At 70.1% G+C, this 24,847-nt stretch carries 24 protein-coding genes and 1 pseudogene; 13 read left to right on the top strand and 12 right to left on the bottom strand.

The window, feature by feature from the left end:
• Positions 1-135 precede the first annotated feature (135 nt).
• Positions 136-900 (bottom strand): GntR family transcriptional regulator, encoded by a 765-nt coding sequence (locus SMA5143A_RS13730; RefSeq protein ID WP_055518975.1) that lies wholly within the window; start codon positions 898-900, stop codon positions 136-138.
• A gap of 368 nt (positions 901-1,268) precedes the next feature.
• Between SMA5143A_RS13730 and SMA5143A_RS13725 the strand changes: the two genes are divergently transcribed.
• From SMA5143A_RS13725 to SMA5143A_RS13710, 4 genes are all read left to right on the top strand, one after another.
• A complete protein-coding gene (locus SMA5143A_RS13725) occupies positions 1,269-2,546 on the top strand; it encodes an extracellular solute-binding protein (RefSeq protein WP_107463214.1) in 1,278 nt (425 codons plus the stop codon).
• Positions 2,547-2,806: 260 nt separating this feature from the next.
• Complete coding sequence (locus SMA5143A_RS13720) at positions 2,807-3,802, top strand: carbohydrate ABC transporter permease (RefSeq protein ID WP_107463213.1); 996 nt, start codon at positions 2,807-2,809, stop codon at positions 3,800-3,802.
• The gene (locus SMA5143A_RS13715; protein ID WP_107463212.1) at positions 3,799-4,641 is read left to right on the top strand and encodes a carbohydrate ABC transporter permease; all 843 of its coding nucleotides are present in this window, start codon (positions 3,799-3,801) and stop codon (positions 4,639-4,641) included. The genes SMA5143A_RS13720 and SMA5143A_RS13715 overlap by 4 nt, the downstream gene beginning before the upstream one ends.
• Positions 4,642-4,648: 7 nt before the next feature.
• Positions 4,649-6,181, top strand: coding sequence for a glycoside hydrolase family 3 protein (locus SMA5143A_RS13710; RefSeq protein WP_107463211.1), 1,533 nt, complete (start codon positions 4,649-4,651; stop codon positions 6,179-6,181).
• Positions 6,182-6,354: 173 nt separating this feature from the next.
• Here SMA5143A_RS13710 and nagB read toward each other — a convergent pair whose 3' ends face one another.
• Together nagB and SMA5143A_RS13700 are read right to left on the bottom strand one after the other, a co-directional pair.
• A complete protein-coding gene (gene nagB / locus SMA5143A_RS13705; RefSeq protein WP_107463210.1) occupies positions 6,355-7,140 on the bottom strand; it encodes a glucosamine-6-phosphate deaminase in 786 nt (261 codons plus the stop codon).
• 168 nt (positions 7,141-7,308) lie between these two features.
• A pseudogene (locus SMA5143A_RS13700) lies at positions 7,309-8,057 on the bottom strand (SDR family oxidoreductase).
• Between the two features lie 96 nt (positions 8,058-8,153).
• On the opposite strand from SMA5143A_RS13700, the gene SMA5143A_RS13695 reads away from it, so the two are divergent.
• Both SMA5143A_RS13695 and SMA5143A_RS13690 read left to right on the top strand, forming a co-directional pair.
• The gene (locus SMA5143A_RS13695; RefSeq protein ID WP_107463209.1) at positions 8,154-8,786 is read left to right on the top strand and encodes a TetR/AcrR family transcriptional regulator; all 633 of its coding nucleotides are present in this window, start codon (positions 8,154-8,156) and stop codon (positions 8,784-8,786) included.
• Between the two features lie 575 nt (positions 8,787-9,361).
• Positions 9,362-10,837 carry a sensor histidine kinase gene (locus SMA5143A_RS13690; protein WP_181361840.1) on the top strand — a complete coding sequence of 492 codons (1,476 nt, stop codon included), beginning with the start codon at positions 9,362-9,364 and terminating at the stop codon, positions 10,835-10,837.
• 199 nt (positions 10,838-11,036) lie between these two features.
• Here the strand turns inward: SMA5143A_RS13690 and SMA5143A_RS13685 are convergent, their stop codons facing one another.
• Positions 11,037-11,294 carry a WhiB family transcriptional regulator gene (locus tag SMA5143A_RS13685; protein WP_003992873.1) on the bottom strand — a complete coding sequence of 86 codons (258 nt, stop codon included), beginning with the start codon at positions 11,292-11,294 and terminating at the stop codon, positions 11,037-11,039.
• 319 nt (positions 11,295-11,613) lie between these two features.
• Complete coding sequence (locus SMA5143A_RS13680) at positions 11,614-12,585, bottom strand: diacylglycerol/lipid kinase family protein (protein WP_107463207.1); 972 nt, start codon at positions 12,583-12,585, stop codon at positions 11,614-11,616.
• A 138-nt stretch (positions 12,586-12,723) separates the two neighbouring features.
• On the opposite strand from SMA5143A_RS13680, the gene SMA5143A_RS13675 reads away from it, so the two are divergent.
• Positions 12,724-13,176: a hypothetical protein gene (locus SMA5143A_RS13675; RefSeq protein WP_107463206.1), complete on the top strand. Its 453-nt coding sequence runs from the start codon at positions 12,724-12,726 to the stop codon at positions 13,174-13,176.
• 96 nt (positions 13,177-13,272) lie between these two features.
• On the opposite strand, the gene SMA5143A_RS13670 is transcribed toward SMA5143A_RS13675, so the two are convergent.
• The 3 genes from SMA5143A_RS13670 to SMA5143A_RS13660 all read right to left on the bottom strand — a co-directional run bounded on the left by SMA5143A_RS13670 (position 13,273) and on the right by SMA5143A_RS13660 (position 15,438).
• Entirely contained in the window at positions 13,273-14,424 is a 1,152-nt protein-coding gene (locus SMA5143A_RS13670; protein ID WP_107463205.1) for an RNA polymerase sigma factor SigF, read from the bottom strand.
• Positions 14,421-14,834 carry an anti-sigma regulatory factor gene (locus SMA5143A_RS13665; RefSeq protein WP_033525425.1) on the bottom strand — a complete coding sequence of 138 codons (414 nt, stop codon included), beginning with the start codon at positions 14,832-14,834 and terminating at the stop codon, positions 14,421-14,423. Before SMA5143A_RS13665 ends, SMA5143A_RS13670 begins: the two co-directional genes overlap by 4 nt.
• Before the next feature lie 343 nt (positions 14,835-15,177).
• Positions 15,178-15,438, bottom strand: a complete 261-nt coding sequence (locus tag SMA5143A_RS13660) for a UBP-type zinc finger domain-containing protein (protein ID WP_099967418.1) — start codon at positions 15,436-15,438, stop codon at positions 15,178-15,180.
• Between the two features lie 61 nt (positions 15,439-15,499).
• Here SMA5143A_RS13660 and SMA5143A_RS13655 point away from each other — a divergent pair, with 61 nt between their 5' ends.
• Complete coding sequence (locus SMA5143A_RS13655; RefSeq protein ID WP_107463204.1) at positions 15,500-17,095, top strand: Na+/H+ antiporter; 1,596 nt, start codon at positions 15,500-15,502, stop codon at positions 17,093-17,095.
• 31 nt (positions 17,096-17,126) lie between these two features.
• Here the strand turns inward: SMA5143A_RS13655 and SMA5143A_RS13650 are convergent, their stop codons facing one another.
• Positions 17,127-18,050, bottom strand: coding sequence for a 1-aminocyclopropane-1-carboxylate deaminase/D-cysteine desulfhydrase (locus SMA5143A_RS13650; protein WP_107463203.1), 924 nt, complete (start codon positions 18,048-18,050; stop codon positions 17,127-17,129).
• 82 nt (positions 18,051-18,132) lie between these two features.
• Positions 18,133-18,723, bottom strand: a complete 591-nt coding sequence (locus SMA5143A_RS13645) for an N-acetylmuramoyl-L-alanine amidase (protein ID WP_107463202.1) — start codon at positions 18,721-18,723, stop codon at positions 18,133-18,135.
• A gap of 283 nt (positions 18,724-19,006) precedes the next feature.
• On the opposite strand from SMA5143A_RS13645, the gene SMA5143A_RS13640 reads away from it, so the two are divergent.
• The 5 genes from SMA5143A_RS13640 to SMA5143A_RS13620 all read left to right on the top strand — a co-directional run bounded on the left by SMA5143A_RS13640 (position 19,007) and on the right by SMA5143A_RS13620 (position 23,415).
• Positions 19,007-20,413 (top strand): family 2B encapsulin nanocompartment shell protein, encoded by a 1,407-nt coding sequence (locus SMA5143A_RS13640; RefSeq protein ID WP_107463201.1) that lies wholly within the window; start codon positions 19,007-19,009, stop codon positions 20,411-20,413.
• Positions 20,414-20,459: 46 nt separating this feature from the next.
• The gene (locus SMA5143A_RS13635; protein ID WP_107463200.1) at positions 20,460-21,674 is read left to right on the top strand and encodes a family 2 encapsulin nanocompartment cargo protein polyprenyl transferase; all 1,215 of its coding nucleotides are present in this window, start codon (positions 20,460-20,462) and stop codon (positions 21,672-21,674) included.
• A gap of 186 nt (positions 21,675-21,860) precedes the next feature.
• Complete coding sequence (locus SMA5143A_RS13630; RefSeq protein ID WP_107463199.1) at positions 21,861-22,445, top strand: dihydrofolate reductase family protein; 585 nt, start codon at positions 21,861-21,863, stop codon at positions 22,443-22,445.
• Positions 22,446-22,507: 62 nt separating this feature from the next.
• Positions 22,508-22,801: a hypothetical protein gene (locus tag SMA5143A_RS13625; RefSeq protein ID WP_107463198.1), complete on the top strand. Its 294-nt coding sequence runs from the start codon at positions 22,508-22,510 to the stop codon at positions 22,799-22,801.
• Positions 22,802-23,001: 200 nt separating this feature from the next.
• Positions 23,002-23,415 carry a YciI family protein gene (locus SMA5143A_RS13620; protein WP_107463197.1) on the top strand — a complete coding sequence of 138 codons (414 nt, stop codon included), beginning with the start codon at positions 23,002-23,004 and terminating at the stop codon, positions 23,413-23,415.
• Between the two features lie 32 nt (positions 23,416-23,447).
• Here the strand turns inward: SMA5143A_RS13620 and SMA5143A_RS13615 are convergent, their stop codons facing one another.
• Positions 23,448-24,230, bottom strand: coding sequence for a VOC family protein (locus tag SMA5143A_RS13615; RefSeq protein WP_181361839.1), 783 nt, complete (start codon positions 24,228-24,230; stop codon positions 23,448-23,450).
• Positions 24,231-24,311: 81 nt separating this feature from the next.
• Entirely contained in the window at positions 24,312-24,788 is a 477-nt protein-coding gene (locus SMA5143A_RS13610; protein ID WP_107463195.1) for a VOC family protein, read from the bottom strand.
• Positions 24,789-24,847 lie beyond the last annotated feature (59 nt).

Genomic DNA, 24,847 nt, shown 5'->3' with positions numbered 1-24,847 from the left:
ATAACGGATTTGCGGAGGTACTGCGTCCCGACGGTGACCCGACGGTGTCCCGATTGCGCCTCGACCGCGTCCCGTGCGCCGGAGATCACGCACGGGACGGCTGCCGCCGCCGGGGATCGGTCGCCGTGGGACCGGTCAGTCCTGCGGGCGCTTCAGGCGCGCCACGAACTTGTAGCGGTCGCCCCGGTAGACGGACCGCACCCACTCCACCGGCTGGCCCTCCTTGTCCACGGAGTGGCGGGAGAGCATCAGCATCGGCAGGCCCACGTCCGTGCCGAGCAGGCCGGCCTCGCGCGGGGTGGCGAGCGAGGTCTCGATGGTCTCCTCGGCCTCGGCGAGGTGGACGTCGTACACCTCGGCGAGCGCGGTGTAGAGGGACGTGTACTTGACCAGTGACCTGCGCAGGGCGGGGAAGCGCTTGGCGGACAGATGGGTCGTCTCGATGGCCATCGGCTCGCCGTTCGCCATACGGAGCCGCTCGATCCGCAAGACCCGTCCGCCCGCCGTGATGTCCAGCAGCCCGGCGAGGGTGTCGTCCGCGGTGACGTAGCCGATGTCCAGCAGTTGGGACGTCGGTTCCAGACCCTGGGCGCGCATGTCCTCGGTGTACGAGGTGAGTTGCAGGGCCTGGGAGACCTTCGGCTTGGCGACGAAGGTGCCCTTGCCCTGGATGCGCTCCAGGCGCCCCTCGACCACCAGTTCCTGGAGCGCCTGCCGCACGGTCGTGCGGGAGGTGTCGAACTCGGCGGCGAGTGTCCGCTCCGGGGGGACCGGCGTGCCCGGCGGCAGGGTTTCGGTCATGTCGAGCAGGTGCTTCTTCAGGCGGTAGTACTTGGGCACACGCGCGGTACGGACGTTCGCCCCGTTCTCGTTCTCCGCACTGCTGACGTCGGTGCTCATGCTCCGCCTTCCCGGCTCCTAGTGGCGTGATCCTTCTGTATACCCGCACAGCCCCCGCTGGTCTAGTCCATGGAGGGGGCTCCGCTGGTCCACTCCGGGAAGGTGCAATGGTCTACCCGACGAGTGTGACTCAAGCGCTCGGTTTTCGCTGCCTTCTTACATAAAGGTTCTTGCATATGTAGGTCGCATAACGGCTGGTGAGAGCCGGTTCGCACACCCTTGACACACCGATTGGTCTGAGCCAAGCTCCGGCGTACTGGTCTACACCATTGGTCCAGGTCCCGGCCCCATGGGCGGTACGTCTGTCACCGCGGGGAGCAGGGGGGTTTGTGGCATCCCTGAGGAATGGCATCCCTGAGGAGGGTGGCGTGAAGCGCAAGCTGACAACCGCGATCTGTGTCGCGGGCATGATGGTCTCCATCGCGGCGTGCGGGGGCGAGAGCGGGGGCTCGGACAAGGCGGCCGACACCAAGGAACTGACCGTCTGGCTCACGGTCGACGCGCAGAACAACTGGCCGGAACTGGTCAAGGCCGCCGACGCCGCGGTCACGAAGAAGCACCCCGGCATCAAGATCAAGCACGAGTACTACGGCTGGCCCGACAAGAACGCCAAGCTCGACGCCGTCCTCGCCACCGACAAGGCCCCCGACGTCGTCGAGATGGGCAACACCGAGATGCTCGCCTACATGGTCAAGGGCGCCTTCGCCCCCGTGGACCCGGCGAAGTTCGACAACTCCGGTGCCTGGCTCGACGGCCTCAAGGCCTCCGTGACCTACGACGGCAAGACCTACGGCGTCCCGTACTACGCCGGCGGCCGCGTCGCCAACTGGCGCAAGGACGTCTTCGCCGCCGTGGGCGTCACGTCCCCGCCGAAGACGTACGACGAGCTGACCGCCGCCCTCGACAAGGTGCAGAAGAAGAAGGGCGACAAGTTCAGCGCCTGGTACCAGCCCACCCGCGACTGGTACGCGGCCATGTCCTTCGTCTACGACGCCGGCGGCTCCATAGCCGTCGAGTCGGGCGGCCAGTGGAAGGCCAACCTCTCCTCCCCGGAGTCCGTCAAGGGCCTCAAGGAGTTCCAGAACGTCGTCGGCAGGTACATGCACGGCGACAAGACCAAGGACGAGTCCGACCGGTACATCGTCTACGGCCAGGGCAAGTCCGGCATGATCTTCTCCCCCGCATGGGAGGGCGCGACCGCCGCGGCCAAGGAGAACGACAAGACCGGCAAGCTCGCCGGCCACGTCGAGAACTTCGTGATGCCCGGCCCGTCCGGCAAGAACCTGCCCGTCTTCCTCGGCGGCTCCGACCTCGCCGTCCCCGTGAAGTCCGACGCGCAGGGTGTCGCCGCCGAATGGATCAACGCCTTCACCGGCCCCGCCGGCCAGAAGGGGCTGATGGAGAAGGGCAACCTGCCCAACAACAAGACCGACCTCGCCACCCTCAAGGACGACCCGGCGACGGCGGTCCCGGCCACCGCGGCCGAGTCCAACTGGTTCGTCCCGATGGCGCCCGGCTGGGGCCAGGTCGAGAAGGCCCAGATCCTCCAGACCATGCTCCAGAACATCGGTACCGGCAAGAAGACGGTCGAGGAGGCCGCGAAGGACGCGGACGCCGCGATCGACAAGGTCATCAACACCAAGTGACGGTCGACCCCCGGTCGGGCCCGGCGTCGTGGGCCGGGCCCGACCGGGGGTGCCACAGCGCCGACCGGTGGGTGCCATGAGCCGAACCGGCGGGTGCATCACGACAGTGCCGCGACGGGGCGCGGGGGGCGCCGGCCGTGCGTCGGGCCGGTCGCGCGGCTCCCCGCGCCCCCTTCGGGTGCTTCACCGCCCGGCTCCTGACAGGGCGAGGCGGGCGGGGCGCTGATCGACCCCCTCTTCATTTGCTTTAGGAGCGCGCGATGAGTGCCGCAGATACGACCACTCCGACCAAGGTGCCGCCACCGCGGCAGGTACCACCGGCGCCGCCCGTCGCCGCCGCGGGCCGGGCCTCCGGCACGAAGCGTTCCGGTGGCGCCGCCGTCCCTTGGGCGCTCCTCGCCCCCTGCCTGCTGATCCTCGCAGTCGTCCTCGGCTATCCGCTGGTCCGTCTGGTCACCCTGTCCTTCCAGAAGTTCGGCCAGTCCCAGCTGTGGGGCTTCCAGCCGGCGGAGTCGGTCGGCTTCGACAACTTCGCCAAGGTGCTCGGGGACGGAGAGTTCTGGACGGTCGTCGTACGGACCGTCGTCTTCGCCGCCGCCTGCGTGGTGTTCACCATGGTCATCGGCATGCTGATCGCGCTCCTGCTCCAGCGGGTCTCCGGCTGGGTGAAGACCCTCATCAACATCGCGCTCGTGGCGAGTTGGGGCATGCCGATCATCGTGGCCACCACCGTCTTCAAGTGGCTCTTCGACTCCGACTACGGCATCTTCAACGCGCTCCTCAGCAAGCTCCCGGGCGTCGACATGATCGGTCACAACTGGTTCGCGAGCGGCCCCGAAGGACTCGCCGTCATCACCCTGCTGGTGGTGTGGGGTGCCGTGCCGTTCGTGGTCATCACCCTCAGCGCCGGACTCACCCAGGTGCCGAAGGAGATGGAGGAGGCCGCCCGTCTGGACGGCGCCGGCGCGTGGGGCGTCTTCCGCTACGTCACCCTCCCCATCCTGAAGCCGATCGTCGTGATGCTCACGACGCTCTCGGTCATCTGGGACATGGGTGTCTTCCCGCAGGTCTTCGTGATGCGCAACGGCCACCCGGAGGCCGAGTTCCAACTGCTCACCACCTACTCGTACGACAGGGCCTTCGTGGTCAACGACTACGCCCAGGGCTCCGCGATCGCACTCCTCACCGTGCTGTTGCTGCTCGGCGTGATCGGCGTCTACATGCGCCAGATGCTGAAGATCGGAGAGGTCGAATGAGCACAGCCCCTGTCTCCGGTCGCCGAGGGTCCCGGCTCGGCTGGAACCTCCTCGGCCTCCTCGTCTTCGTCACCGCCGGCTTCCCGGTCTACTGGATGCTGAACACCGCGTTCAAACCGGCCAAGGACGCCATCGACCCCGACCCGAGCCTCCTGCCGACGTCCGTCACCTTCTCCAACTTCAGCCGCGCGCTGGACATCGCCGACTTCTGGGGCCCCGTGGGCCGCAGCCTCGTGGTGTCCCTCACGGTCGTGGTGATCGGCATCGTCGTCGGCATGCTGGCGGCCCTCGCCATCTCCCGCTTCGCCTTCCGCGGCCGGAAGGTGGTGATCGTCGGCATCCTGGCCGTGCAGATGGTCCCGCTGGTCGCGATGATCATCCCGGTCTTCCTGCTCCTGAACGACCTGGGCCAGTACGACCGCCTCACCGGCCTCATCATCACCTATCTGACGTTCATCCTCCCGTTCACGGTGTGGACCCTGCGCGGCTTCATCGTCAACATCCCGCGTGAGCTGGAGGAGGCCGCCATGGTCGACGGCTGCTCCCGCACCACCGCCTTCCTCCGCGTGGTCTTCCCCCTGCTCGCGCCCGGCATGGTGGCGACCTCGGTCTACGGCTTCATCCAGGCGTGGAACGAGTACCTGTACGCCCTGATGCTGATGAGCCAGCAGAACCAGACCGCCACCGTCTGGCTCGGCAACTTCACCACCAAACACGGCACCGAATACGCCCCGATGATGGCCGGCTCCACCATGATGGCCGTGCCGATCGTCGTCCTCTTCCTCCTCGTCCAGCGCAAGATGGCCGCGGGCCTCACCGCGGGCGCCGTGAAGGGATAACCGCCCGATGACGACATTCGCCACCGGCTCGACCGGCTCCCACCCGGGACAGGACGCCCTCACCCGGGACGCGCTGACGGTCCTCCAGCCAGGATTCACGGGCACCACCGCCCCCGACTGGCTGCTGCGCCGCCTCGGCGAGGGCCTCGCCTCCGTCGGCCTCTTCGGCCGCAACATCACCTCCCCCGAACAGCTCTCCGCTCTCACCGCCCAGTTGCGTGCCGAGCATGAGGACGTCCTGGTCGCGATCGACGAGGAGGGCGGCGACGTCACCCGCCTGGAGGTCCGCACCGGCTCCTCCGTCCCCGGCAACCACGCCCTGGGCGCCGTCGACGACGTCGACCTCACACGGGACGTGGCCTTCTCCCTCGGCCGCCGCCTCGCCGAATGCGGCGTCAACTTCAACTGGGCCCCCTCCGCCGACGTGAACTCCAACCCCGCCAACCCCGTCATCGGCGTGCGCTCCTTCGGCGCCGATCCCGACCTGGTCGCCCGCCACACGGCCGCCTATGTCACCGGCCTCCAGGCCGCCGGGGTCGCCGCCTGCACCAAGCACTTCCCGGGCCACGGCGACACCGCCGTCGACTCCCACCTGGCCCTGCCCCGCATCGACGCCGACCGTCCCCTGGTCCAGGCCCGCGAACTGGCGCCCTTCCACGCCGCCATCACCGCCGGCACCCGCGCCATCATGAGCGCCCACATCCTCGTCCCGGCCCTCGACCCCGACCGCCCGGCCACCCTGTCCCACGGCATCCTCACCGACCTGCTCCGCGGCGAGCTGGGATATGAGGGCCTCATCGTCACCGACGGCATGGAGATGCGCGCCATCGCCGGTACGTACGGCATCGAGCACGGCAGCGTCCTCGCGCTGGCCGCCGGTGCCGACGCGATCTGCGTCGGCGGCGGCCTCGCCGACGACGACACCGTACGGCGCCTGCGGGACGCCCTGGTCGCCGCCGTACGGTCGGGCACCCTTGCCGAGGAGCGCCTGGCGGACGCGGCGAACCGGGTCCGTGCCCTGGCCGAGTGGACCCGCCGGGCGACCGGGGGAGCGGACGCCGGGGCAGCGGACAGCGGGCGCTCCGCCCTGGGCGAGGTCGGCCTTGTGGCCGCCCGACGCGCGCTGAGGGCGACCTTCGCCCCGCTGCCGTACGAGCCCCCCGTCCAGCCTCTGTATGTCGCGGCCTTCACCCCGGTGGCGAACATCGCCGTCGGCGACGAGACCCCGTGGGGCGTGGGCGCGGAACTCGCACGTCTCCTTCCCGGCACCGAGACCGGCACCTTCGCGGGCGACAGCGCCGGCGCCTCCGCCCTCGCGGTGGCCGGCACCCGGCGTATCGTCGCCGTGGTCCGCGACGAGCACCGCCATCCCTGGATGACCGACGCCCTCGACGTCCTCCTCACCACCCGCCCCGACACCATCGTCGTCGAGATGGGCGTCCCCCAGTCACCGCCCCGCGGCGCCCTCCATGTCGCCACCCACGGAGCGGCGCGGGTCTGCGGACGAGCGGCGGCCGAGGTCATCATGACCGCCACGTAGCGCCCCCCACCGGCGGACGGCCCCGAAGCGGCGGCCGGGGGAGACATGCCCCGGCCCCGGCCCGGCCCCGGCACTGGCACCGAAGGCGGGGCATACGAGCCCCAGCCGCACGACACGAAGGCGCCACGGCCCCTCCTCCCCGGGCCGTGGCGCCTTCGCGCATATCGGCCTCGTCAGATCCCCTGCCAGTCGGGCTTGTTGTCGTAGGTGTGCCGGAAGTAGTCGGCGTGCTTGAGCTTCGACGCGGCCGAGTCGTCCACCACCACCGTGGCGTGCGGGTGGAGTTGCAGTGCCGACGCCGGGCACACCGCCGCCACCGGTCCCTCCACGGTCGCCGCGACGGCGTCCGCCTTGCCCTCGCCGGTCGCGAGCAGCACCAGGTGGCGTGCCTCCAGGATCGTGCCTATGCCCTGGGTGATGACGTGGTGCGGCACCTGCTCGATGTCCCCGCCGAAGAACCGCGCGTTGTCGATCCGCGTCTGCTCGGTCAGCGTCTTGATGCGGGTCCGGGAGGCCAGGGACGAGCACGGCTCGTTGAACCCGATGTGCCCGTCGGTCCCGATCCCGAGCAACTGCAGATCCACACCGCCGGCCTCGGCCAACGCCTTGTCGTACGCCTCGCAGGCCCCCGGTATGTCCTCGGCGGTGCCGTCCGGCCCCATGAACGCCTCCATACCGAGCCCCAGCGGCTCCAGCACCTCCCGGCGCAGCACCGAGCGGTACGACTCGGGGTGGTCGGCCGGCAGCCCCACGTACTCGTCGAGCTGGGCGATCCGTGCCCGAGAGGCGTCCACGGCGCCGGAACGCGCCTTCGCGGTCAGTGCCCGGTAGATGGGCAGCGGGGTCGATCCCGTGGCGACACCGAGCAGCGCGTCGGGCTTCCGCCGGAGCAACCGCGCCATCGCCTCGGCTATGAGTTCGCCACCCGCCTTGGCATCCGGAACGATGACAACTTCCACGCTGGCCCTGCCGATCTGGAGAGGGGGACTCCACTGAGAGAGGGGGACTCCACTGGGAGTGGGGGAGATACTGTGTGGTTTAGACCAATCTAGCAGCAGAGCGGGCTGCGCACGGATGTGTCCCGCGTCACGTGGATGCGGCCGTCTTCCCCGGTCGTGGGCCCGGCCCTACGTCAGGGAGCCACCCGTGGCGTCCACCCAGCTCCCCGTCACCCACCTGCTCTCGTCCGACGCCAGGAACGCGACCACGTCCGCGATGTCGTCCACCGCCCCGACCCGGCCCAGCGCCGATATCCCCTCGGCCATCGCGCGGCCCGCCTCGGTACTCAGGAACGCGGCGGTGTTGTCGGTCGTGGTCAGGCCCGGTGCCACCGAGTTCACCGTGATGCCCCGCGGGCCGAGCACCTTCGACAGGTCGCGGGAGAAGACGTCCAGCGCCGCCTTCGTCATCGCGTAGGCCATGTTGTGCGGCATCGCCGCGGTCCGTGCGAGCCCCGACGAGATGTTGATGACACGGCCGTCGTCGCGCAGTCGGGTCATGCCGTGCTTGACCAGGAAAAACGGCGCCTTCACGTTCACCGCGAAGAGTCGGTCGTGCTCCTCCTCGTCGATCTCCTCGATCGGCCGGGAGTTGCCGATCGCCGCGTTGTTCACCAGGATGTCCAGCCCGTCCGCGTGCCGGTCGAATCCTCCCACAGGGCCTCGGCGGCCCCCGATGGACCCAGCTCGACCCCCAGGGTGAACGCCGAGCCGCCGACGGCCTCGATCGCGGCCACCGTCTCCTTCGCCGCGGCCTCGTCCCTCCCGTAGTGCACCGCGACCCGTGCGCCGTCGCGTCCCAGCCGCTCGGCGATGCCTCGCCCGATGCCCCTGCTCGCCCCGGTGACGAGCGCCGTCCTGCCTGCGAGCACGCCCATGTCGGCTCCCCTTCCACATTTCCTAGCGGTCGCTACAAAAATCACCGTAGGTCAGGCCGCTGACGTTTGTCTAGTGCCCGCTATAAAATCCGTTCCATGGTGACCAAGGAGAGCAAGCAGCGCGGCCGCCCCCGCTCCTTCGACCGCGCGACCGCCCTGGAGAAGGCGATCCTGGCGTTCTGGGAGAACGGCTACGAGGCCACCTCGGTCGCCGATCTGACCCGCGTCATGGGGATCGGCGCACCGAGCCTGTACTCGGCGTTCGGCGACAAGCAGTCCCTCTTCGAAGAGGTCGTCCGCGAGTACGGCGCCCGCTACGGCTCGTTCACCGACCGGGCCCTGGAGGAGGAGCCCACCGCGCGGGCCGCCGTCGAGCGGATACTGCGCGAGGCCGCCGTCGAGTACACGGACCTCGCCCACCCCCATGGCTGTCTGGTCGTCCACGCGGCCACCAACTGCACCAGCCGTGAGGTCGAGGAATCCCTCCGCGCCCGGCGCAACGCGTGGATCACCGCCTTCGAGAGCCGTATAAGAGCGGACATCGCGGCGGGCGAACTGCCCGCCGACACGGACGCCCCCGCACTCGCCCGCCACACGGGCGTGATCATCCAAGGCATGTCCCAACAGGCACGGGACGGCGCGACCAGGCAGGAACTGGAGGCGGTCGCCGACCTGGCGATGGCGATCTGGCCCCGTCCGGCCCGCACGGATGCACCCCACCACGCCTGACGCGCCTCGGCCCACGCCGCAAGGCCATCCACCCCTGACCCGCCCCGCACCCCACCCCGAGGTCGGCTCGCCCCGGAGTCGGTGTGCGAAATCCATCGGGCCGACCCATTCCGGTCCGGCGGCCCGCCGAACCGGGCTACGCTGCGTATAAGCCCTCGCCCTGCCCACGACGGACGGTCCGGCAAGGGAACAACAACAAACATCCGCCAACGCATGGACACGCGCAGTGGTCTAGTCAAGAATGGCGTGATAGGCCATCTGATCGATCAGCGCTCCGATGTTGGCGATCAGTTGTGTACACCACAGGCCTCCGTCTTCCCCGCACAGGAAGGCGGACCGAGGAACCGGCGCTCTCTGCCCTGACTGCTCCGGCTCCTCATCCTTCGGTCGCGGGACCGCACACCCCACGGCCGATGTTGCTCCGGGCTGCGGTGCCGGGAGGGTTGAGGGTCCCTCTCAGGCGCCGCGGCCCGCGGGTGCTTCCGGGGCCGGGGCGTCAGCCCCCGGGCCGGGGTCCAGCGGGGCTCAGCCCGCCGTTTCCAGGCATGTCCGTACCGCCAGGTACGCTCGCACACGTGCCCTCCATGAACGAACTCGTCCGCCAGCACACCGCACTCAGCGACTCCGACCTGGAGTGGCTGCATCTGCTGGTGTCGGAGTGGCAGCTCCTCTCCGACCTCTCCTTCGCCGACCTCGTCCTCTGGGTCCCCACCCGCGACGGCACGCGCTACGTCTCCGTGGCCCAGATGCGCCCCAACACCGGCCCCACCTCGTACCAGGACGACATGGTCGGCCACCTGGTCCCGCGCGGCCGCCGCCCCCTCCTCGACGTCGCGCTCGACGAGGGCCGCATCGTGCGCGAGGGCGACCCGGAGTGGCGTGAGGAGGTGCCCGTACGGGTCGAGTCCATTCCCGTCCGCCGGGAGGGCCGGGTCCTCGGCGTCATCGCGCGCAACACCAACCTGCTGACCGTGCGGACCCCCAGCCGGCTGGAGCTCACCTACCTCCAGAGCGCCTCCGACCTGGCCCAGATGATCGCGGTCGGCGCGTTCCCGTTCCCCGACCAGCAGGTCGACATGGACGCCTCGCCGCGCGTCGGGGACGGCCTGATCAGGCTCGACGCGGACGGCATCGTCCAGTACGCCTCGCCGAACGCCCTGTCCGCCTACCACCGCCTGGGTCTCGCCGCCGACCTCGTGGGTTGTCACCTCGGCCGTACCACCGCCGAACTCGCCCCGTCCCGCGGGCCGGTGGACGAGGCGCTGGCGAAGGTGGCGAGCGGATGGGCGCCGCGTGAGTTCGAGATCGAGTCGAATGACGGCGTGATCCAGTTCCGGGCGATCCCCCTCAAGCCCAAGGGCCCACGCATCGGTTCGCTCGTGCTGCTGCGCGACGTCACCGAACTGCGCCGTCGCGAACGCGAGTTGATCACCAAGGATGCGACCATCCGGGAGATCCACCACCGGGTGAAGAACAACCTCCAGACGGTCGCCGCGCTGCTGCGGCTCCAGGCCCGGCGTATCGAGTCCGAGCGCGGCCGTGAGGCCCTGGAGGAGGCCGTACGGCGGGTCGGGTCGATCGCGATCGTGCATGAGACGCTGTCCCAGAATCTGGACGAGCGGGTGGAGTTCGACGAGATCGCCGACCGGGTGCTCGCCATGGTCGCCGAGATCTCACCGGGCAAGGTCACCGGCCGGCGCACCGGACGCTTCGGCATCCTCGACGCGGAGGTGGCCACCCCGCTGTCCATGGTCCTCACCGAGATCCTGCAGAACGCCCTCGAGCACGGTTTCCGCGAGGGGGAGACCGGCACCGTGGAGGTGTCGGCCGTGCGCGGCGGGACCACCAAGGAGAGCCGTCTCCTCGTCACCGTCCAGGACGACGGCGTGGGCCTGCCCGAGGGCTTCGACCCGCACCGTTCCGGCAACCTCGGCCTGCAGATCGTGCGGACGTTGGTGGAGGGCGAGTTGGGCGGCACCTTCGACATGGTCCCGGCTCCGGAGCAGGGAACGCAGGTCATCCTCGACCTCCCGGTCCGCGCCCAGAAGTAGAACCGGCGGCCTACGAGCGACCCCTGCACGGATGCCGGTCCACGGCGAACAGCACTGAGCCCCGGACCATCATGTGGTCCGGGGCTCAGTCTCGTCGCTGATTAGGCGCACCGGGGGCACTGCGCGCTGCGGCTCGGGGGCGGGAGATGCGTACTCGCTGTACGCGCCGCCAAGCTCAGGCTATTGCTGGGTGGGATTGTCAGGCGGAGGCCTGACGGGCCCGGTTGCGGGCGGCGCGGCGCTTCATGGCGCGGCGCTCGTCCTCGCTGAGACCACCCCAGACGCCGGAGTCCTGGCCGGACTCAAGCGCCCACTGCAGACACTGCTCGATAACCGGGCAGCGACGGCAGACAGCCTTGGCTTCCTCGATCTGCAGCAGCGCAGGACCGGTGTTGCCGATGGGGAAGAAGAGCTCGGGGTCTTCCTCGCGGCAAACGGCGTTGTGACGCCAGTCCATGGCTGCTACCTCTCCTTGGTATTACATGCACGTTGCTTGTGAATGTGAACGCTTTCACGAATCCCTCAACAAGTGAAGGGCCGATCACCAGACGGACTGGTGTGGTCCTGTGATTTTGAGGAGGGGTTCTGGCGCTTGCTTGAGCCGGTGTTGCGGGCTGTCCCGAGCGCCACGTAGAGACTCGCAAACCTCAGCGGCGGATACAACCCCTTCCGGAAAGTTTTTTTTGATTCCTCGGTGTCGACTGTGTCACAGCCGTACTTCCATGGGGTGGACCCTGGCCTAAACGTTCGAGTGGAAGGACTTTTGCCCGTTCCGCTCACACAATCACACGCAGTGCACGGCGTACGCCTGTGAACGTCACGCTCGTACGCAGTCCGAGGTGGTCGCCGTCCATCTGGAGGGGGAGGGGCACCTTCGAATGCAAGGTGAAGTCGGTCAGGTCGTGCACGGTGGTGGCGTGCTTGCCGTGGGGTCCCCGCTCGGGGGACGAAGTGAGCAACTGTGTGGCATAACGGGCAAGCGCGGGCGTCGACATGCGGCTGAGGCCGAGCACGTCGAGCCCTTTATCGAACGATGCCTTAGGTGACGCGTACACCGGGCGATTGCCGAGAAACGTCCACGGGGACGTGTTGCAGACTATGGACAGCACAAGATCGGAAATCGGCTCCTCGCCGGCCCGCTCCAGAGTGATCGTGCCGTTCCTGCGGTGAGGCTCTTCCAGGAACTGCCGGAATGCCTGACGCAGGTAAAGAGCGTGTGTGGATTTCCTTCCACGCTCGCGCTGTTGCTCGACCCGGCCGATCACACCGGCGTCGAATCCGAGGCCGGCGCAGAACGTGAACCAGCGGGACGGGACCGCCTCGTCCCCCGTGCCCGGCGTACCCGAGGCCATGCCGAGTCCGACCGTGCGCTCGCGGTTCTCGCGGAGAGCGTCCAACAGGGCGCCGGTGGCCTCCACGGCGTCGTTGGGCAGACCCAGGGCGCGGGCGAAGACATTGGTGGAGCCGCCGGGGACCACGGCGAGGCGGGGGAGACGGTCCGGGTCAGGGCCGTGGTGCAGCAGGCCGTTGACGACCTCGTTGACCGTGCCGTCACCGCCGAGCGCCACGACCAGCTCGATGTCGTCCTTGCCTTCGGCGGCCTGGCGGGCGAGGTCCTTGGCGTGGCCGCGGTACTCGGTGGTGACCACCTCGAGCTTCATCTCGCTCGCCAGCGCGTGGATCAGGACATCGCGCGTACGTGCGCTTGTGGTGGTTGCCGCCGGATTGACCACGAGAAGTGCACGCATGAGTTGCAGCGTACCTACTGAGCGGTACCCGTCCCATACCGAGGTGCGGATCAAGGGGGAGATCGTGTAGTGACGATGAGCACGTGGGGGCGTACGGGGCGTCGGTGTGCGGGCGGACGCCGGGGCTACCCTTCAGGGGTGAGCCCTGAGCAGACCCCCACGCCGGACACCTCCGATGCCGAGCCCCGTCCCGGGCGGCTGACCGCCGCGGCGGGACTGGCCGCGCTGGAGGGGATCGCCCTGCTGGTCGGCGGCGGCGCCATGCTCGTCGTGGGCTTCACCGGCGACTCCGGTGACCTCAGTACCGGCGTCACCGGGGGACTCACGCTGATCGCGCTGGCCCTGCTGCCGCTGATCGCCGCGCGCGGACTGCTGCTGCGACGCGGCTGGAGCCGGGGGCCCGCCGTCATCACGCAGATCATGGCGCTGCCGGTGGCGTACAACCTGTTGCGGGCGGACAGTGTCGCGATCCCCGCGGGAATCGTCCTGGCCGTGGTCGCGATCACGGCGCTGGTGCTGCTGCTCAACCCGGCGACGACTCAGGCCCTCGGAATCCAAGGGCCTGGTCGGACGGAGGAGAGCAAGCGCTAGGGGGGCGTCCGGCGCGTCCCACCGCCCCGCCGGAGCCCGCCCGAGGACCACCGAGGCCGAGAGCGGTTCCGCCTCTGGCTCCACAGGGGCGGGGTGTCACTCCTCTACGAGCAGCTTCTCCCGCAGCTGGGCCAGGGTCCGGGCCAGCAGACGCGAGACGTGCATCTGCGAGATGCCCACCTCCTGGGCGATCTGCGACTGGGTCATGTTGCCGAAGAACCGCAGCAGCAGGATTCGCTTCTCGCGCGGAGGCAGGTCCTCCAGCAGCGGCTTCAGGGACTCCCGGTACTCGACGCCCTCCAGCGCCTCGTCCTCGGCGCCCAGGGTGTCGGCGACGGCCGGCGACTCGTCGTCGGTGTCGGGGACGTCGAGCGACAGCGTGGAGTACGCGTTGGCCGACTCCAGGCCCTCCAGGACCTCCTCCTCCGAGATGGCCAGCTTCTCGGCCAGCTCGTGCACCGTCGGGGAGCGGCCGTGCTGCTGGGACAGCTCGGCCGTGGCCGTGGTCAGCGCCAGGCGCAACTCCTGCAGACGGCGCGGCACCCGCACCGCCCAGCCCTTGTCGCGGAAGTGCCGCTTGATCTCGCCGACGACCGTCGGGGTCGCGTACGTGGAGAACTCCACCCCGCGGTCCGGGTCGAACCGGTCGACCGACTTGATCAGGCCGATGGTCGCGACCTGCGTCAGGTCGTCCAGCGGCTCACCGCGGTTGCGGAACCGGCGTGCGAGGTGCTCCACGAGCGGCAGATGCATCCGGACCAGCCGATTGCGCAGCTCCGCGTACTCCGCACTGCCCTCCCGCAGGGAGCGCAGCTGGACGAACAGGGCGCGCGCCCCGCTGCGGTCGTGTGGATCGTGCTGCGTGCTGCGCACGATCCGCGCGTCCAGTTCGTCGTGTCGCTCGTGCTCGCTCATAGTCCCGCCCGCCGTCACCGTTCCCCCAGCTCTCGACTGTGCTCGAGCGGGGGAGGCCCCAGTCCGCCCTCGTGAGGACGTGGTGCTCCGTGCGGCATCCTCCGGCTCCCGTCGCCCGTCGGAGGACGCCTCGCCCTCTGCGTCGGCCGGCTCCGTCCACCGCGAGGGTCCGGCCGCCGTCGAGGAGTCGTCCTCCGGGTGCGGCCGGGCCTGCTCGGGAATGCCGTCGACGCCGTCCGTCAGGTGTGCCGGCCCGCCGGGGCCGACCTCCTTCGCGGGAAGTTCCCGTGTGCCGCGTTCTTCGTCCCGCACCGGCCCGTCCCCGTTCCTCACGCCGGCCCGGGTCCCGCGCCGCGCTGTTTGTAGAGGCTGATCGAAACGGTTTTGTCGTCGGCGACCGCGGAGGAGACCTTGCCCGCCAGGGCCGACAGCACGGTCCAGGCGAAGGTGTCGCGCGAGGGCGCGTGACCGTCCGTGGTCGGGGCCGAGACCGTGACCTCCAGCGAATCGTCGACGAGGCGGAAGACACAGCTGAGCACCGAGCCGGGCACGGCCTGCTGGAGCAGGATCGCGCAGGCCTCGTCGACCGCGATGCGCAAATCCTCGATCTCGTCGAGGGTGAAGTCCAAACGGGCCGCGAGGCCGGCCGTCGCCGTACGCAGCACCGACAGGTAGGCACCCGCGGCCGGCAGCCGGACTTCCACGAAGTCCTGGGTCCCGGGCTCGCCTGCGATCTGGGACACCCTCACCTCCAAGGTGGTACAAGCTTTTTCAGGGGCCGAGGGTCGCCCCCCGGGGGTAACGCGCTATGTGGTTCAGCGGTGACGCTATCGCGCTCCCGAGCGCCGTGTCCTTGGGGTCCCGGCGACCCAGCCCCACGCTGTCACTCATAGTAAGCACACGAACACGCTCGGTGGCTAGTGGTCTGCGGGCCTCAAATAGGAAGAGCGCGCGCCGCTTTGACGTACCCAGGCGTCCGGCCGCCGAACCGTGTCACACGAGTACGTCGACGTGTCACGGGGTGACTTGGTTCCGTCGCGCGACGTCGTCGGCGTGTTCACCGGGGGCCTGTTCGTTTTCCCGCCCTCATACGAGCACGTGGTCGACGAAGCACCAGCGCCAGGTCTCGCCCGGCTCGTAGGTGCGCATCACGGGGTGGCCGGTCTCCTTGTGGTGCGCGGTCGCGTGTCTCATGGGCGAGGAGTCGCAGCACCCCACGTGCCCGCACTCCAGGCATTTCCGCAGCTGCACCGGGTGCGTCCCGGCGGCCTCGCACTCGGGACAGGTCTCGGTCAGCGGGGTCGGCTCGGGGTGCGGCAGTGCGTCCGCGTGCGTGCACTGTTTCATGATGGCCAGGTTACGACGGGTGCGCGGAAGCTCGCGCGGAAAACGAAGGCGGCGCCAAGCGATGCACTTCCTGCCCCTGCTGTTGCTGGTCGCCGGTAGTGCGACGGTCGCCGGTGCCGCCCGGCGTACGCCGGTGCCCGCCCCGTTGCTGCTGGTCGCCGTCGGGCTCGCGGTGTCGTACGTGCCCGGTGTGCCGAACTACGAGCTCGACCCGGAGATCGTCCTGCCCCTGGTGCTGCCCCCGCTGCTGTACACGGCCGCCACCGAGAGCTCGTATCTCGATCTGCGGGCCCAACTGCGGCCGGTGGCGCTGCTGTCGGTCGGTTATGTCCTGTTCGCGACCCTCGCCGTCGGCTGGGCCGCCTATCTGATCGTGCCGGGGCTGCCGCTGACGGCCGCCCTGGTGCTCGGCGCGGTGGTGGCGCCCCCGGACGCGGTCGCGGCGACGGCGGTCGCCCGGCGGGTGGGCCTGCCGTCGCGGATCACGACCATCCTCCAGGGCGAGTCCCTGGTGAACGACGCCACCGCGATCACCGCGTACCGGGTGGCTCTCGCCGCCACGCTCGGGGAGGGCGCGAGCTGGGCCGGCGGAATCGTCGAGTTCCTCGTGGCGGCGGTCGGTGGCGTCGCGGTGGGCCTGCTGCTGATGATGCCGATCCACTGGCTGCGCACCCACCTGCGGGAAGCGCTGCTCCAGAACACGCTCTCCCTGCTGATCCCCTTCGTCGCGTACGGGCTGGCCGAGTGGGTGCACGCCTCCGGAGTGCTCGCCGTGGTCGTGGTCGGCCTTTACCTCGGCTACCGCAACTGGCAGGTCGACTTCGCGACCCGCCTCCAGGAGGAGGCCGTGTGGAAGATGGTCGCCTTCCTGCTCGAATCGGCGGTCTTCGCGCTCATCGGACTACAGCTGCCGGTCGTGCTGGAGGGGCTCGGCGAGAACGAGGGGCTGCGCGCCACCTGGTACGCCGTGGCCGTCTTCCTGATCGTGGTCGTGACCCGGTTCGTCTGGGTGTACCCGGCGACCTTCCTGCCCCGGATGCTGTCCGCGCGGATCCGTGAACGCGAGGAGAACCCGACCTGGAAGGGGCCCTTCGTCATCGCGTGGGCCGGTATGCGGGGCGTCGTCTCGCTCGCGATCGCGTTCTCCATCCCGCTCACCGTGCACGGCGGGGACGACTTCCCGAAGCGGAACCTGATCCTTTTCCTGACCTTCACCACGGTGATCGGGACGCTCGTCATCCAGGGGTTGACGCTGCCGCCGCTGATCCGGGTCCTGCGGCTGCCGGGGCGCGACGCGCAGGCCGAGACCCTCGCCGAGGCCAACGCCCAGGCCCAGGCGTCCCGGATCGCCGAGGCGCGGCTCGACGAACTCCTGGAGGACGAGCGCAACACACTGCCGCCGCCACTGGTCGACCGGCTTCGCACGGTCCTGGAGCGGCGCCGCAACGCCGTGTGGGAGCGCCTCGGTGCCGTCAACCCGGTGACCGGGGAGACCATCGACGACACTTACAGCCGGCTGTCCCGCGAGATGATCGGCGCCGAGCGCGAGGTGTTCGTCAAGCTGCGGGACGGCCGCTACATCGACGACGAGATGCTGCGGACACTGCTGCGCAGACTCGACCTGGAGGAGGCCGCGGCCTACCGGGAGGTCTCCTAGTGCCGGGGCGTGGGCCAGGTGGTTTCGAGAGCTACGGGGGGAGCGGGCTTCCCGTGATCACCGCGGTGAGCGAGGTCCCGCGCGGGAAGGCGCCTTCCTCCGTCAGGGAGACAAGTCCGTAGAGCAACTTGGCGACATACAGACGCTCCACGGGCAGTCCGTGGCGGGTCTCGAAGTCGTCGGCGAAGGCGTCCAGGCCGGGCGTGGTGCGGGCGTAGCCGCCGAAGTGGAAGCGGTCGTCGAGGTCCCAGTGGCCGCGGCGGCCGCCGAAGGCGCTCTCCTGCAGCCGCCGTATCTCCTCCGCCAGGAAGCCGCCCTTGAGGACGGGTATCCCGAGGGCACGCTGGTCGGGGGCCAGTCCGGCGGCCAGCCCGGCGAGGGTGCCGCCGGTGCCGCAGGCGACGGCCACGACCTCGGCGCGGTCGCGCAGTTCCGTGCCGAGTTGTCGGCAACCCCGCACGGCGAGGGCGTTGCTGCCGCCCTCGGGGACGACGTAGGCGCCCTCGGCGTCGGCGGCGCGGAGGACGGCCGCCAGCGTGGTCGGGTCGGTCTTGTGGCGATACGTCGATCTGTCGACGAAGTGCAGGCGCATGCCGTCCGCCGCGCAACGGGCCAGGGAGGGGTTGAGGGGACGGTCCGCCAGCTCCTGGCCGCGGACCACGCCGACGGTGGACAGGCCGAGCAGGCGGCCGGCGGCGGCGGTGGCACGGAGGTGGTTCGAGTACGCGCCCCCGAACGTGAGGAGCGAACGCCCCGCCGACGCGCTCAGATTGGGCACGAGCTTGCGCCACTTGTTGCCGATGAGCTGCGGGTGGATCAGGTCGTCACGCTTCAGGAGCAGCCGGACGCCGTGCCGGGCGAAGCGGTCGTCCTCGATCTCCTGAAGAGGGGACGGCAGCCGGGGGCGCAGGGCGGTGGTGGGGTCGGGGCTGCTCACGCGGCCATTGTCGGACATCTGTCCGGGAACGGCCGCCCGCCCAGCCCCGACCCTCGTGCGCGCCCGCCGTGGCGGGGCCACACGCGCGCGTGGGGAGGGGCTACCGGAGGCGGTCGCGGATACGGCTCCTCATGGAGGCCATGGTGAAGCCGCGGGGGTCGACCTTGCCGGGCTGCCATTCGAGGTGGCCGATGACGGAACGTTCCGTCCAGCCGTGGTGGCGGCAGACGGCGGCGGAGACCCGCTCGATCGCTTCGAGCTGGAGCTCGGGCCACGGGTCGAGGCCGTCGCCGAGGTTCTCGCACTCGAAGCCGTAGAAGTGGCGGTTGCCGTCGGTGTTCGCCTCGTTGTCCGGGGGGAGCGCCGTCTCGGCGATCACGGCCCGCAGGACGTCGTCGTCACCGCTGCCGGCGTGGTTGGCGCGGCCGTAGCCGACGAGATGGACACGGCCGTCCTTGGTGATCACGCCGTGGCACAGCGGGCCCGGCAGCCCCGAGTAGCCGTCGCGGCAGATACGGACGGTGCGTTCACTGCCGGAGGTGACCGTGTGGTGGATCATCACGCCGTGGACGGGGCCCCACGGCCCCTTGTGGTTGCGGTTGTGATGCTCCCAGTCGCCGACCTCGACGACCGTGACGCCCTCGTTCTTGAGGATGCTGAGAAATCTGGCCGCGGACATGGGTGGGGCCATGACCGACTCCTTCGAACGGTGCGACGGCCGCTGGTCCGGCCGCCTCGTACGCAGGCTTGTACCCACCTCCGCGCGCGGAGGCCGGGTGTCGGTGTTGCGTGCGAGCCGATCCGGTCATCTCCCGGAAGGCATCGAGAGGGTGGACAAAGTCCCTCGATATGCCCAGTGTTCCGGAGATCCATTCCCGCTCTTTCGGGTAATAGCACCGGCACGCTCCGTGATGCCAGGCTGGTGGCGAGATCGGTGACCGCGATATCAGTGCACACCCGGAGGGGAAATCCGTATGTCGGTAGGCGAAGAGGTCCGTACGCAGCAGGATCGGCCGCAGCAGAGTCTCGGCACGGCCGCTGCCCGGAACCTGGCCACCACCACGAAGTCCGCGCCCCAGATGCAGGAGATCAGCTCGCGCTGGCTGCTGCGCATGTTGCCATGGGTGAACGTGCAGGGTGGCACGTACCGGGTGAACCGGCGGCTCACCTACGCGGTCGGGGACGGCCGCATCACTTTTGTGAAGACGGGCGACCAGGTCGCCGTCATCCCCGCGGAGCTCGGCGAACTGCCGGCCCTGCGCACCTACGAGGACGTGGACGTCCTGGGCGAGCTGGCCCAGCGGTGCGAGCAGCGGGAGTTCGCGGCGGGCGCGGTGCTCGCCGAGTTCGGCAGCCAGGCGGAGGAGGTCTTCCTCCTCGCGCACGGCAAGGTCGAGAAGATCGGCACGGGCCCCTACGGCGACGACGCCGTGCTCGGAGTGCTGGCCGACGGGGCGTACTTCGGCGAGCAGGCGCTGCTCGACGCCGACGCGATCTGGGAGTACACGGCCCGCGCGGTCACCGCGTGCACGGTGCTCGTCCTGCCACGCCAGGCCGTCGACCAGGTCGCGGAGCGCGCCGAGAGCCTCGGCGAGCATCTGCAGCAGCTGCGCGCCATCCCGGAGCAGCGCACCAACAAGTACGGCGAGAAGGAGATCGACCTCGCCGCCGGCCACAGCGGTGAGCCGGACATCCCGCACACGTTCGTCGACTACGAGGCCGCGCCCCGCGAGTACGAACTGAGCGTCGCCCAGACCGTCCTGCGCATCCACACGCGTGTGGCGGACCTCTACAACCAGCCGATGAACCAGACCGAGCAGCAGGTCCGGCTCACCGTGGAGGCGTTGAAGGAGCGTCAGGAGCACGAGCTCATCAACAACCGGGACTTCGGCCTCCTCCACAACTGCGAGTACGACCAGCGGCTCCAGCCGCACGACGGAGTGCCCAGCCCGGACGACCTGGACGAGCTGCTCAGCCGCCGCCGGGGCACCAAGCTGTTGCTCGCCCACCCGCGCGCGATCTCCGCGTTCGGCCGCGAGCTCAACAAGCGCGGACTCGTGCCGGAGACCCTCGACATCGCCGGCAACCGCATCCCCACCTGGCGCGGCGTGCCGATCTACCCGTGCAACAAGATCCCGGTGACCGAGGCCAGGACCACCTCGATCATCGCCATGCGTACCGGGGAGGAGGACCAGGGCGTCATCGGCCTGCGCGCCGCGAGCATCCCCGACGAGATCGAGCCCAGCCTGTCGGTGCGCTTCATGGGCATCAACGAACAGGCGATCATCAAGTACCTCGTGACGGCCTACTACTCGGCCGCGGTCCTCGTCCCCGACGCGCTCGGCGTGCTGGAGAACGTCGAGATCGGCCGGTGGCGGTGACCTCACCCGAACCGCCGCCGCCCGCGGCCTCCTTGGAGGCGATCCCATGGGTGAGTGCATGACGGAGACGCAGCAGAGCCCGGTCGAGACCGTGGGCGGCGGCACTCCGGACATCGAGATCCCGGAAAGGCGGAGCCACATCACGATCCCTCCGGACCCGACGGGAGCCCCGGATCCCACGGGAGCGGCGACTCCCGCCGGCCACGGGAGCGGGCCCGCGCGACAGGGTGCGTCCAGTCCGTCGGACGGGCAGGAGGCGGCCGAGATCCTGGAGCGGACGCGACTGTCGGTCGACCCCGAACTCCGCGGTGCCGTGCAGTCGTTGCCCAGCTCGATGCGCCGGGTCGCGCGCTACCACTTCGGCTGGGAGCGGGCGGACGGCACCCCGGCGGCGGGCAACGCGGGCAAGGCGATCCGGCCGGCGCTGGTGCTGGCGGCGGTCGAGGCGCTCGGCGGCCGCGAGTCCGCCGCCGTCCGGGCCGCCGCCGCGGTGGAACTGGTGCACAACTTCACGCTGCTGCATGACGACGTGATGGACCGGGACACCACACGCAGGCACCGGCCCACCGCGTGGACCGTGTTCGGGGTGCCCGACGCGATCCTTGCCGGGGACGCGTTGCAGGCCCTGGCGTTGCGGCTGCTCGCGCAGGACCCGCACCCGGCGTCGGCCGCGGCGTCCGCGCGGCTCGCCTCCTGTGTCGTCGAGCTGTGCGCGGGCCAGCACACGGACACGGCGATGGAGGAGCGGCGGCCGGAGGAGGTCACCCTCCCCGAGGTGCTCGCCATGGCCGAGGCGAAGACGGGCGCGCTGCTCGGCTGCGCCTGTGCGCTCGGGGCGCTGTACGCGGGGGCCGGAGAGGAGGAGGTCGAGGCCCTCGACGCGTTCGGGCGGGAGGCCGGTCTCGCCTTCCAGCTCATCGACGACGTGATCGGCATCTGGGGTGATCCGAGCCGTACCGGCAAGCCGGCCGGCGCGGATCTCATCGCCCGCAAGAAGTCCCTTCCGGTGGTCGCCGCGCTCGCCTCGGGCACACCGGAGGCGGAGGAACTCGCCGCGCTGTACGGGGAGCCGTACGAGGAGGGCGAGCTGGAGCGGACGGCGCTCGTGGTCGAGCGGGCCGGCGGGCGTGACTGGGCGCAGGTCCAGGCGGCCGACCGTATGGCCCGGGCCATGCAGGAGCTGTCCCGGGCGGTCCCGGACCCGGAGGCGGCGGGAGGTCTGCTCGCGCTGGCCGAGTTCGTGACGCGTCGCAGCAGTTGAGAAGAGGCCCCGGAGGTACCGGCATCGCGCCGACCTGACCCCGCTCGGTGTCGGTGTCTCCGGTCGGACGCGGGTCCCGCACATCCCCACGGTGTGCGGGGCCCGCTCATGTCTTGCAATCACTACAACTGAAGTACTATAAATGGAGTGGTCAACGGGACGAGAGAATCAGAGAAAGAGGCTGGTTTGCGCAAGCTCACGTATGTCATCGCTTGTTCGATCGACGGGTTCATCGGGGGCCCGGACGGCGACGCGTCCTTCATGTACCCGCACGTGGTGGGCGAGTACGCCGAATACCTCAGGACGGAACACCCCGACATCAACCCCACCCATGTGCGCCGGCTCATCGGGACCGACGACGTCCCGAACCGGGCGTACGACACGATCGTCCAGGGGCGCCGCAGCTACGACGAGGCGCTGAAGGGGGGCATCACCAGCCCGTTCGGGCATCTGCGGGAGTACGTCGTCTCGCGCACGCTGACGGAGTCGCCCCACCCGAACGTCGAGATCATCTCGACGGACCCGGTCGGCAGGGTCCGGGAGCTGAAGGCCGAGGACGGCCCTCTCGACATCTATCTCTGCGGGGGCTCCGTCCTGGCGGGGGAGCTGCTCGACGAGATCGACGAGCTGATCATCAAGACGTACCCCATCGTGCTGGGGACGGGGATGCCGATGTTCGGCTCCGGCTTCGACATCACCGAGTTCACGCTGGGTGAGGTGCGAGCCTTCGACAACGGGGCCGTGGTGCGGACGTACACCAGGAAGCGGTGACCCCGTGGATCGGGGGCGTACGGCGGGGAGCGCCCGGAGGCCGTCGGTCCTACCCTGAGGGCATGGGCACCGACGAACAAGTCTGCCCGGCCTGCGGACAACCTGTGGCCACGATCGTGCGGCGGCACAAGACGCTCGGCGCGTTCGTACCCGTGTGGGGTCCGGGTCCGTGCAGGAACCCGAAGTGTGACGCGTACGTCGACAGCGCCGCCGAGGGGGGCGCCGCGGAGCGGACGCGGGCCGTGGGCCCAAGGGCCCATGGCGCGCACGGTCCGGCCGGTACGCGGGACGTGCGCACGGCGAAGACCGCCGACCGCGAGGCCGTGGAGCAGGTCGAGGACACCGCCGACGGGTGACAGGGCCGCGACGGTCCGAGAACCGCCATCCCTGCCTCGGCACGAGAGGGCCGCTCACGGCCGGACACCACCGTGCGGATCCGTGGCGCCGGAAGTACTTCACGCGGGTGTGCCGATGAGTTCCGCACGCCTTCGACGTCTCCAATGAGAGGGCCGCCCGCCGAGGGTGGTCCGAACCGAGGAGGACGAGGAGCGGACTCATGAAGTATCTGATGATGATCCAGGGCACGCAGGCGGACTACGCGGCCATGGGTGGCGACGCGTCCGAGGGGTCCCCGGCCTGGACGCAGGAGGACGTGCGGGCGATGTTCGCCCATATGACCGCCATCAACAAGGACCTCACCGAGAGCGGCGAGATGATCGACGGGCAGGGGCTGGCCGAACCCGCCCGGACCCGGTTCGTCACGCTCGGCGACGACGGCAGGCCCGTCGTCGCGGACGGGCCGTACGCGACGACCGAGGAAGTGCTCGCCGGCTACTGGCTCCTGGACTGCGCGAGCCTCGACCGCGTCACGGAGATCGCGGCGCGCGTCGCCCAGTGCCCCCAGCCGGCCGGGGCCAAGGAGTACCCGGTGGTGATCCGGCCGGTGATGGACGGGGGCGCGGATCTTTGATGTTCGACCCCGCGTGGCCCCTCCCCAGCGGCTCACACAACCGGTAGGCCCCCGGATTCCGGGTCGCGGGCGGTGAGGCAGTACGTGCCACCCGCCGGGTCCCGCATCACCGTCCAGTGGGGGTGGTCGGCCACGAAGGTGGCGCCCAGGCGCTCATGGCGGACGCGAGTGGTGCGCCGGTCGGCGCAGGCCAGGTCGAGGTGGGCCGACGCGGGGGCAGGGGTGTCCAGGCGCTGCATCAGGATGCGCAGGGGGAGACCCGCGGGCGGGCGCAGGACGTGGAACTCCGGGAGCGAGCCGGCGTACGACTCCCAGCCCGTCAGGGCGGCCCAGAACATGACCTCCGCTTCGAACGCGTCCGGCGCGATGTCCAGGCACACCTGGTCCAGACGGCACCCGTCGACCACCGGAGGCCGGACGCTCTCCCCGTGCCACCGCACCGCGCAGAAGGGCAGCCCGGCGGGGGAGCGGAGCACCGCCCAGCCGGTGGGCGGGGCGACGACCTCGGCACCGAGGCCGACGGCACGGTCGACGAACGCGGGTACGTCCTCCACGGAGAAGTCGAGATGGGCACCGCCGCCGCCCGCGTCCACCGCCTGGGCCTTCACCCACCCGTCGCCCCGCTCGGGGAGCAGCGTCACGAACTCGTCCCGCTCACCCCGTGGCGCCGACAGCTCCGTCGCCGTCACCGCCGTCCAGAACGCGCACGCCTGCTCGAACCCGGACTCCGGCCGGTCGATGAAGGCGTACGCCCACCGGACCGCCCCACGCGTCACGCCACTGCCCGTCATGCCACTGCCCGTCACGCCACCCATGCCTTTCACCCCACCGTTGCCCGTCACGCCAGCCCTGCCCCTCCTGTCACCCCTGCCTGTCCTGCCCCCATGCCCCTCCTGTCACGGAGCCCCGTACTTCGAGGCCTTGCCCGCTTCCCCCGACTTCCGCGGCTCCATGAAGCGCAGCATGTTGCCCGCCGGGTCGCGGAACGCGCAGTCCCGTACGCCGTAGGGCTGGTCCATGGGCTCCTGGAGGACATCCGCCCCGGAGGCCTCGACGCGGGAGTAGAGCGCGTCGCAGTCGTCGGTGGTGAAGTTGACGCCACGCAGGACGCCTTTGGCGAGGAGCTGGGCGATGGCCTCGCGGTCGGCGGGGGAGATGTCGGGGTCGGCGCCCGGAGGCTCCAGGACGATCTCGACATCGGGCTGGAGCGGGGAGCCGACGGTCACCCAGCGCATGCCCTCGAAGCCGACGTCGCCGCGGACCTCCATGCCGAGGACGTCACGGTAGAAGGCGAGCGCCTTGTCGTGGTCGTCGACCGCGAGGAAACACTGGGAGAGCTTGATGTCCGGGCCGTGGGCTCTGTTCGTATCCATGGACCCACGCTAGTGCGGTGACCGGAAAGGTTCACCGGCTCGCGACGCCCGGCACGGCA

The organism is Streptomyces sp. MA5143a (assembly GCF_900290235.1).
GTDB lineage: Bacteria > Actinomycetota > Actinomycetes > Streptomycetales > Streptomycetaceae > Streptomyces.
Note: the sequence above shows the minus strand (reverse complement) of the source record. Positions and strands in the feature narration are given on the sequence as shown.

Excerpts from the sequence above, each read along its gene's own strand:
- SMA5143A_RS13730 (WP_055518975.1), bottom strand. The coding sequence starts at position 900 with ATGAGCACCGACGTCAGCAGTGCGGAGAACGAGAACGGGGCGAACGTC.
- SMA5143A_RS13720 (WP_107463213.1), top strand. The coding sequence starts at position 2,807 with ATGAGTGCCGCAGATACGACCACTCCGACCAAGGTGCCGCCACCGCGG.
- SMA5143A_RS13715 (WP_107463212.1), top strand. The coding sequence starts at position 3,799 with ATGAGCACAGCCCCTGTCTCCGGTCGCCGAGGGTCCCGGCTCGGCTGG.
- SMA5143A_RS13710 (WP_107463211.1), top strand. The coding sequence starts at position 4,649 with ATGACGACATTCGCCACCGGCTCGACCGGCTCCCACCCGGGACAGGAC.
- SMA5143A_RS13695 (WP_107463209.1), top strand. The coding sequence starts at position 8,154 with ATGGTGACCAAGGAGAGCAAGCAGCGCGGCCGCCCCCGCTCCTTCGAC.
- SMA5143A_RS13685 (WP_003992873.1), bottom strand. The coding sequence starts at position 11,294 with ATGGACTGGCGTCACAACGCCGTTTGCCGCGAGGAAGACCCCGAGCTC.
- SMA5143A_RS13680 (WP_107463207.1), bottom strand. The coding sequence starts at position 12,585 with ATGCGTGCACTTCTCGTGGTCAATCCGGCGGCAACCACCACAAGCGCA.
- SMA5143A_RS13660 (WP_099967418.1), bottom strand. The coding sequence starts at position 15,438 with ATGAAACAGTGCACGCACGCGGACGCACTGCCGCACCCCGAGCCGACC.
- SMA5143A_RS13655 (WP_107463204.1), top strand. The coding sequence starts at position 15,500 with ATGCACTTCCTGCCCCTGCTGTTGCTGGTCGCCGGTAGTGCGACGGTC.
- SMA5143A_RS13650 (WP_107463203.1), bottom strand. The coding sequence starts at position 18,050 with ATGTCCGACAATGGCCGCGTGAGCAGCCCCGACCCCACCACCGCCCTG.
- SMA5143A_RS13645 (WP_107463202.1), bottom strand. The coding sequence starts at position 18,723 with ATGGCCCCACCCATGTCCGCGGCCAGATTTCTCAGCATCCTCAAGAAC.
- SMA5143A_RS13640 (WP_107463201.1), top strand. The coding sequence starts at position 19,007 with ATGTCGGTAGGCGAAGAGGTCCGTACGCAGCAGGATCGGCCGCAGCAG.
- SMA5143A_RS13635 (WP_107463200.1), top strand. The coding sequence starts at position 20,460 with ATGGGTGAGTGCATGACGGAGACGCAGCAGAGCCCGGTCGAGACCGTG.
- SMA5143A_RS13625 (WP_107463198.1), top strand. The coding sequence starts at position 22,508 with ATGGGCACCGACGAACAAGTCTGCCCGGCCTGCGGACAACCTGTGGCC.
- SMA5143A_RS13620 (WP_107463197.1), top strand. The coding sequence starts at position 23,002 with ATGAAGTATCTGATGATGATCCAGGGCACGCAGGCGGACTACGCGGCC.
- SMA5143A_RS13615 (WP_181361839.1), bottom strand. The coding sequence starts at position 24,230 with ATGGGTGGCGTGACGGGCAGTGGCATGACGGGCAGTGGCGTGACGCGT.
- SMA5143A_RS13610 (WP_107463195.1), bottom strand. The coding sequence starts at position 24,788 with ATGGATACGAACAGAGCCCACGGCCCGGACATCAAGCTCTCCCAGTGT.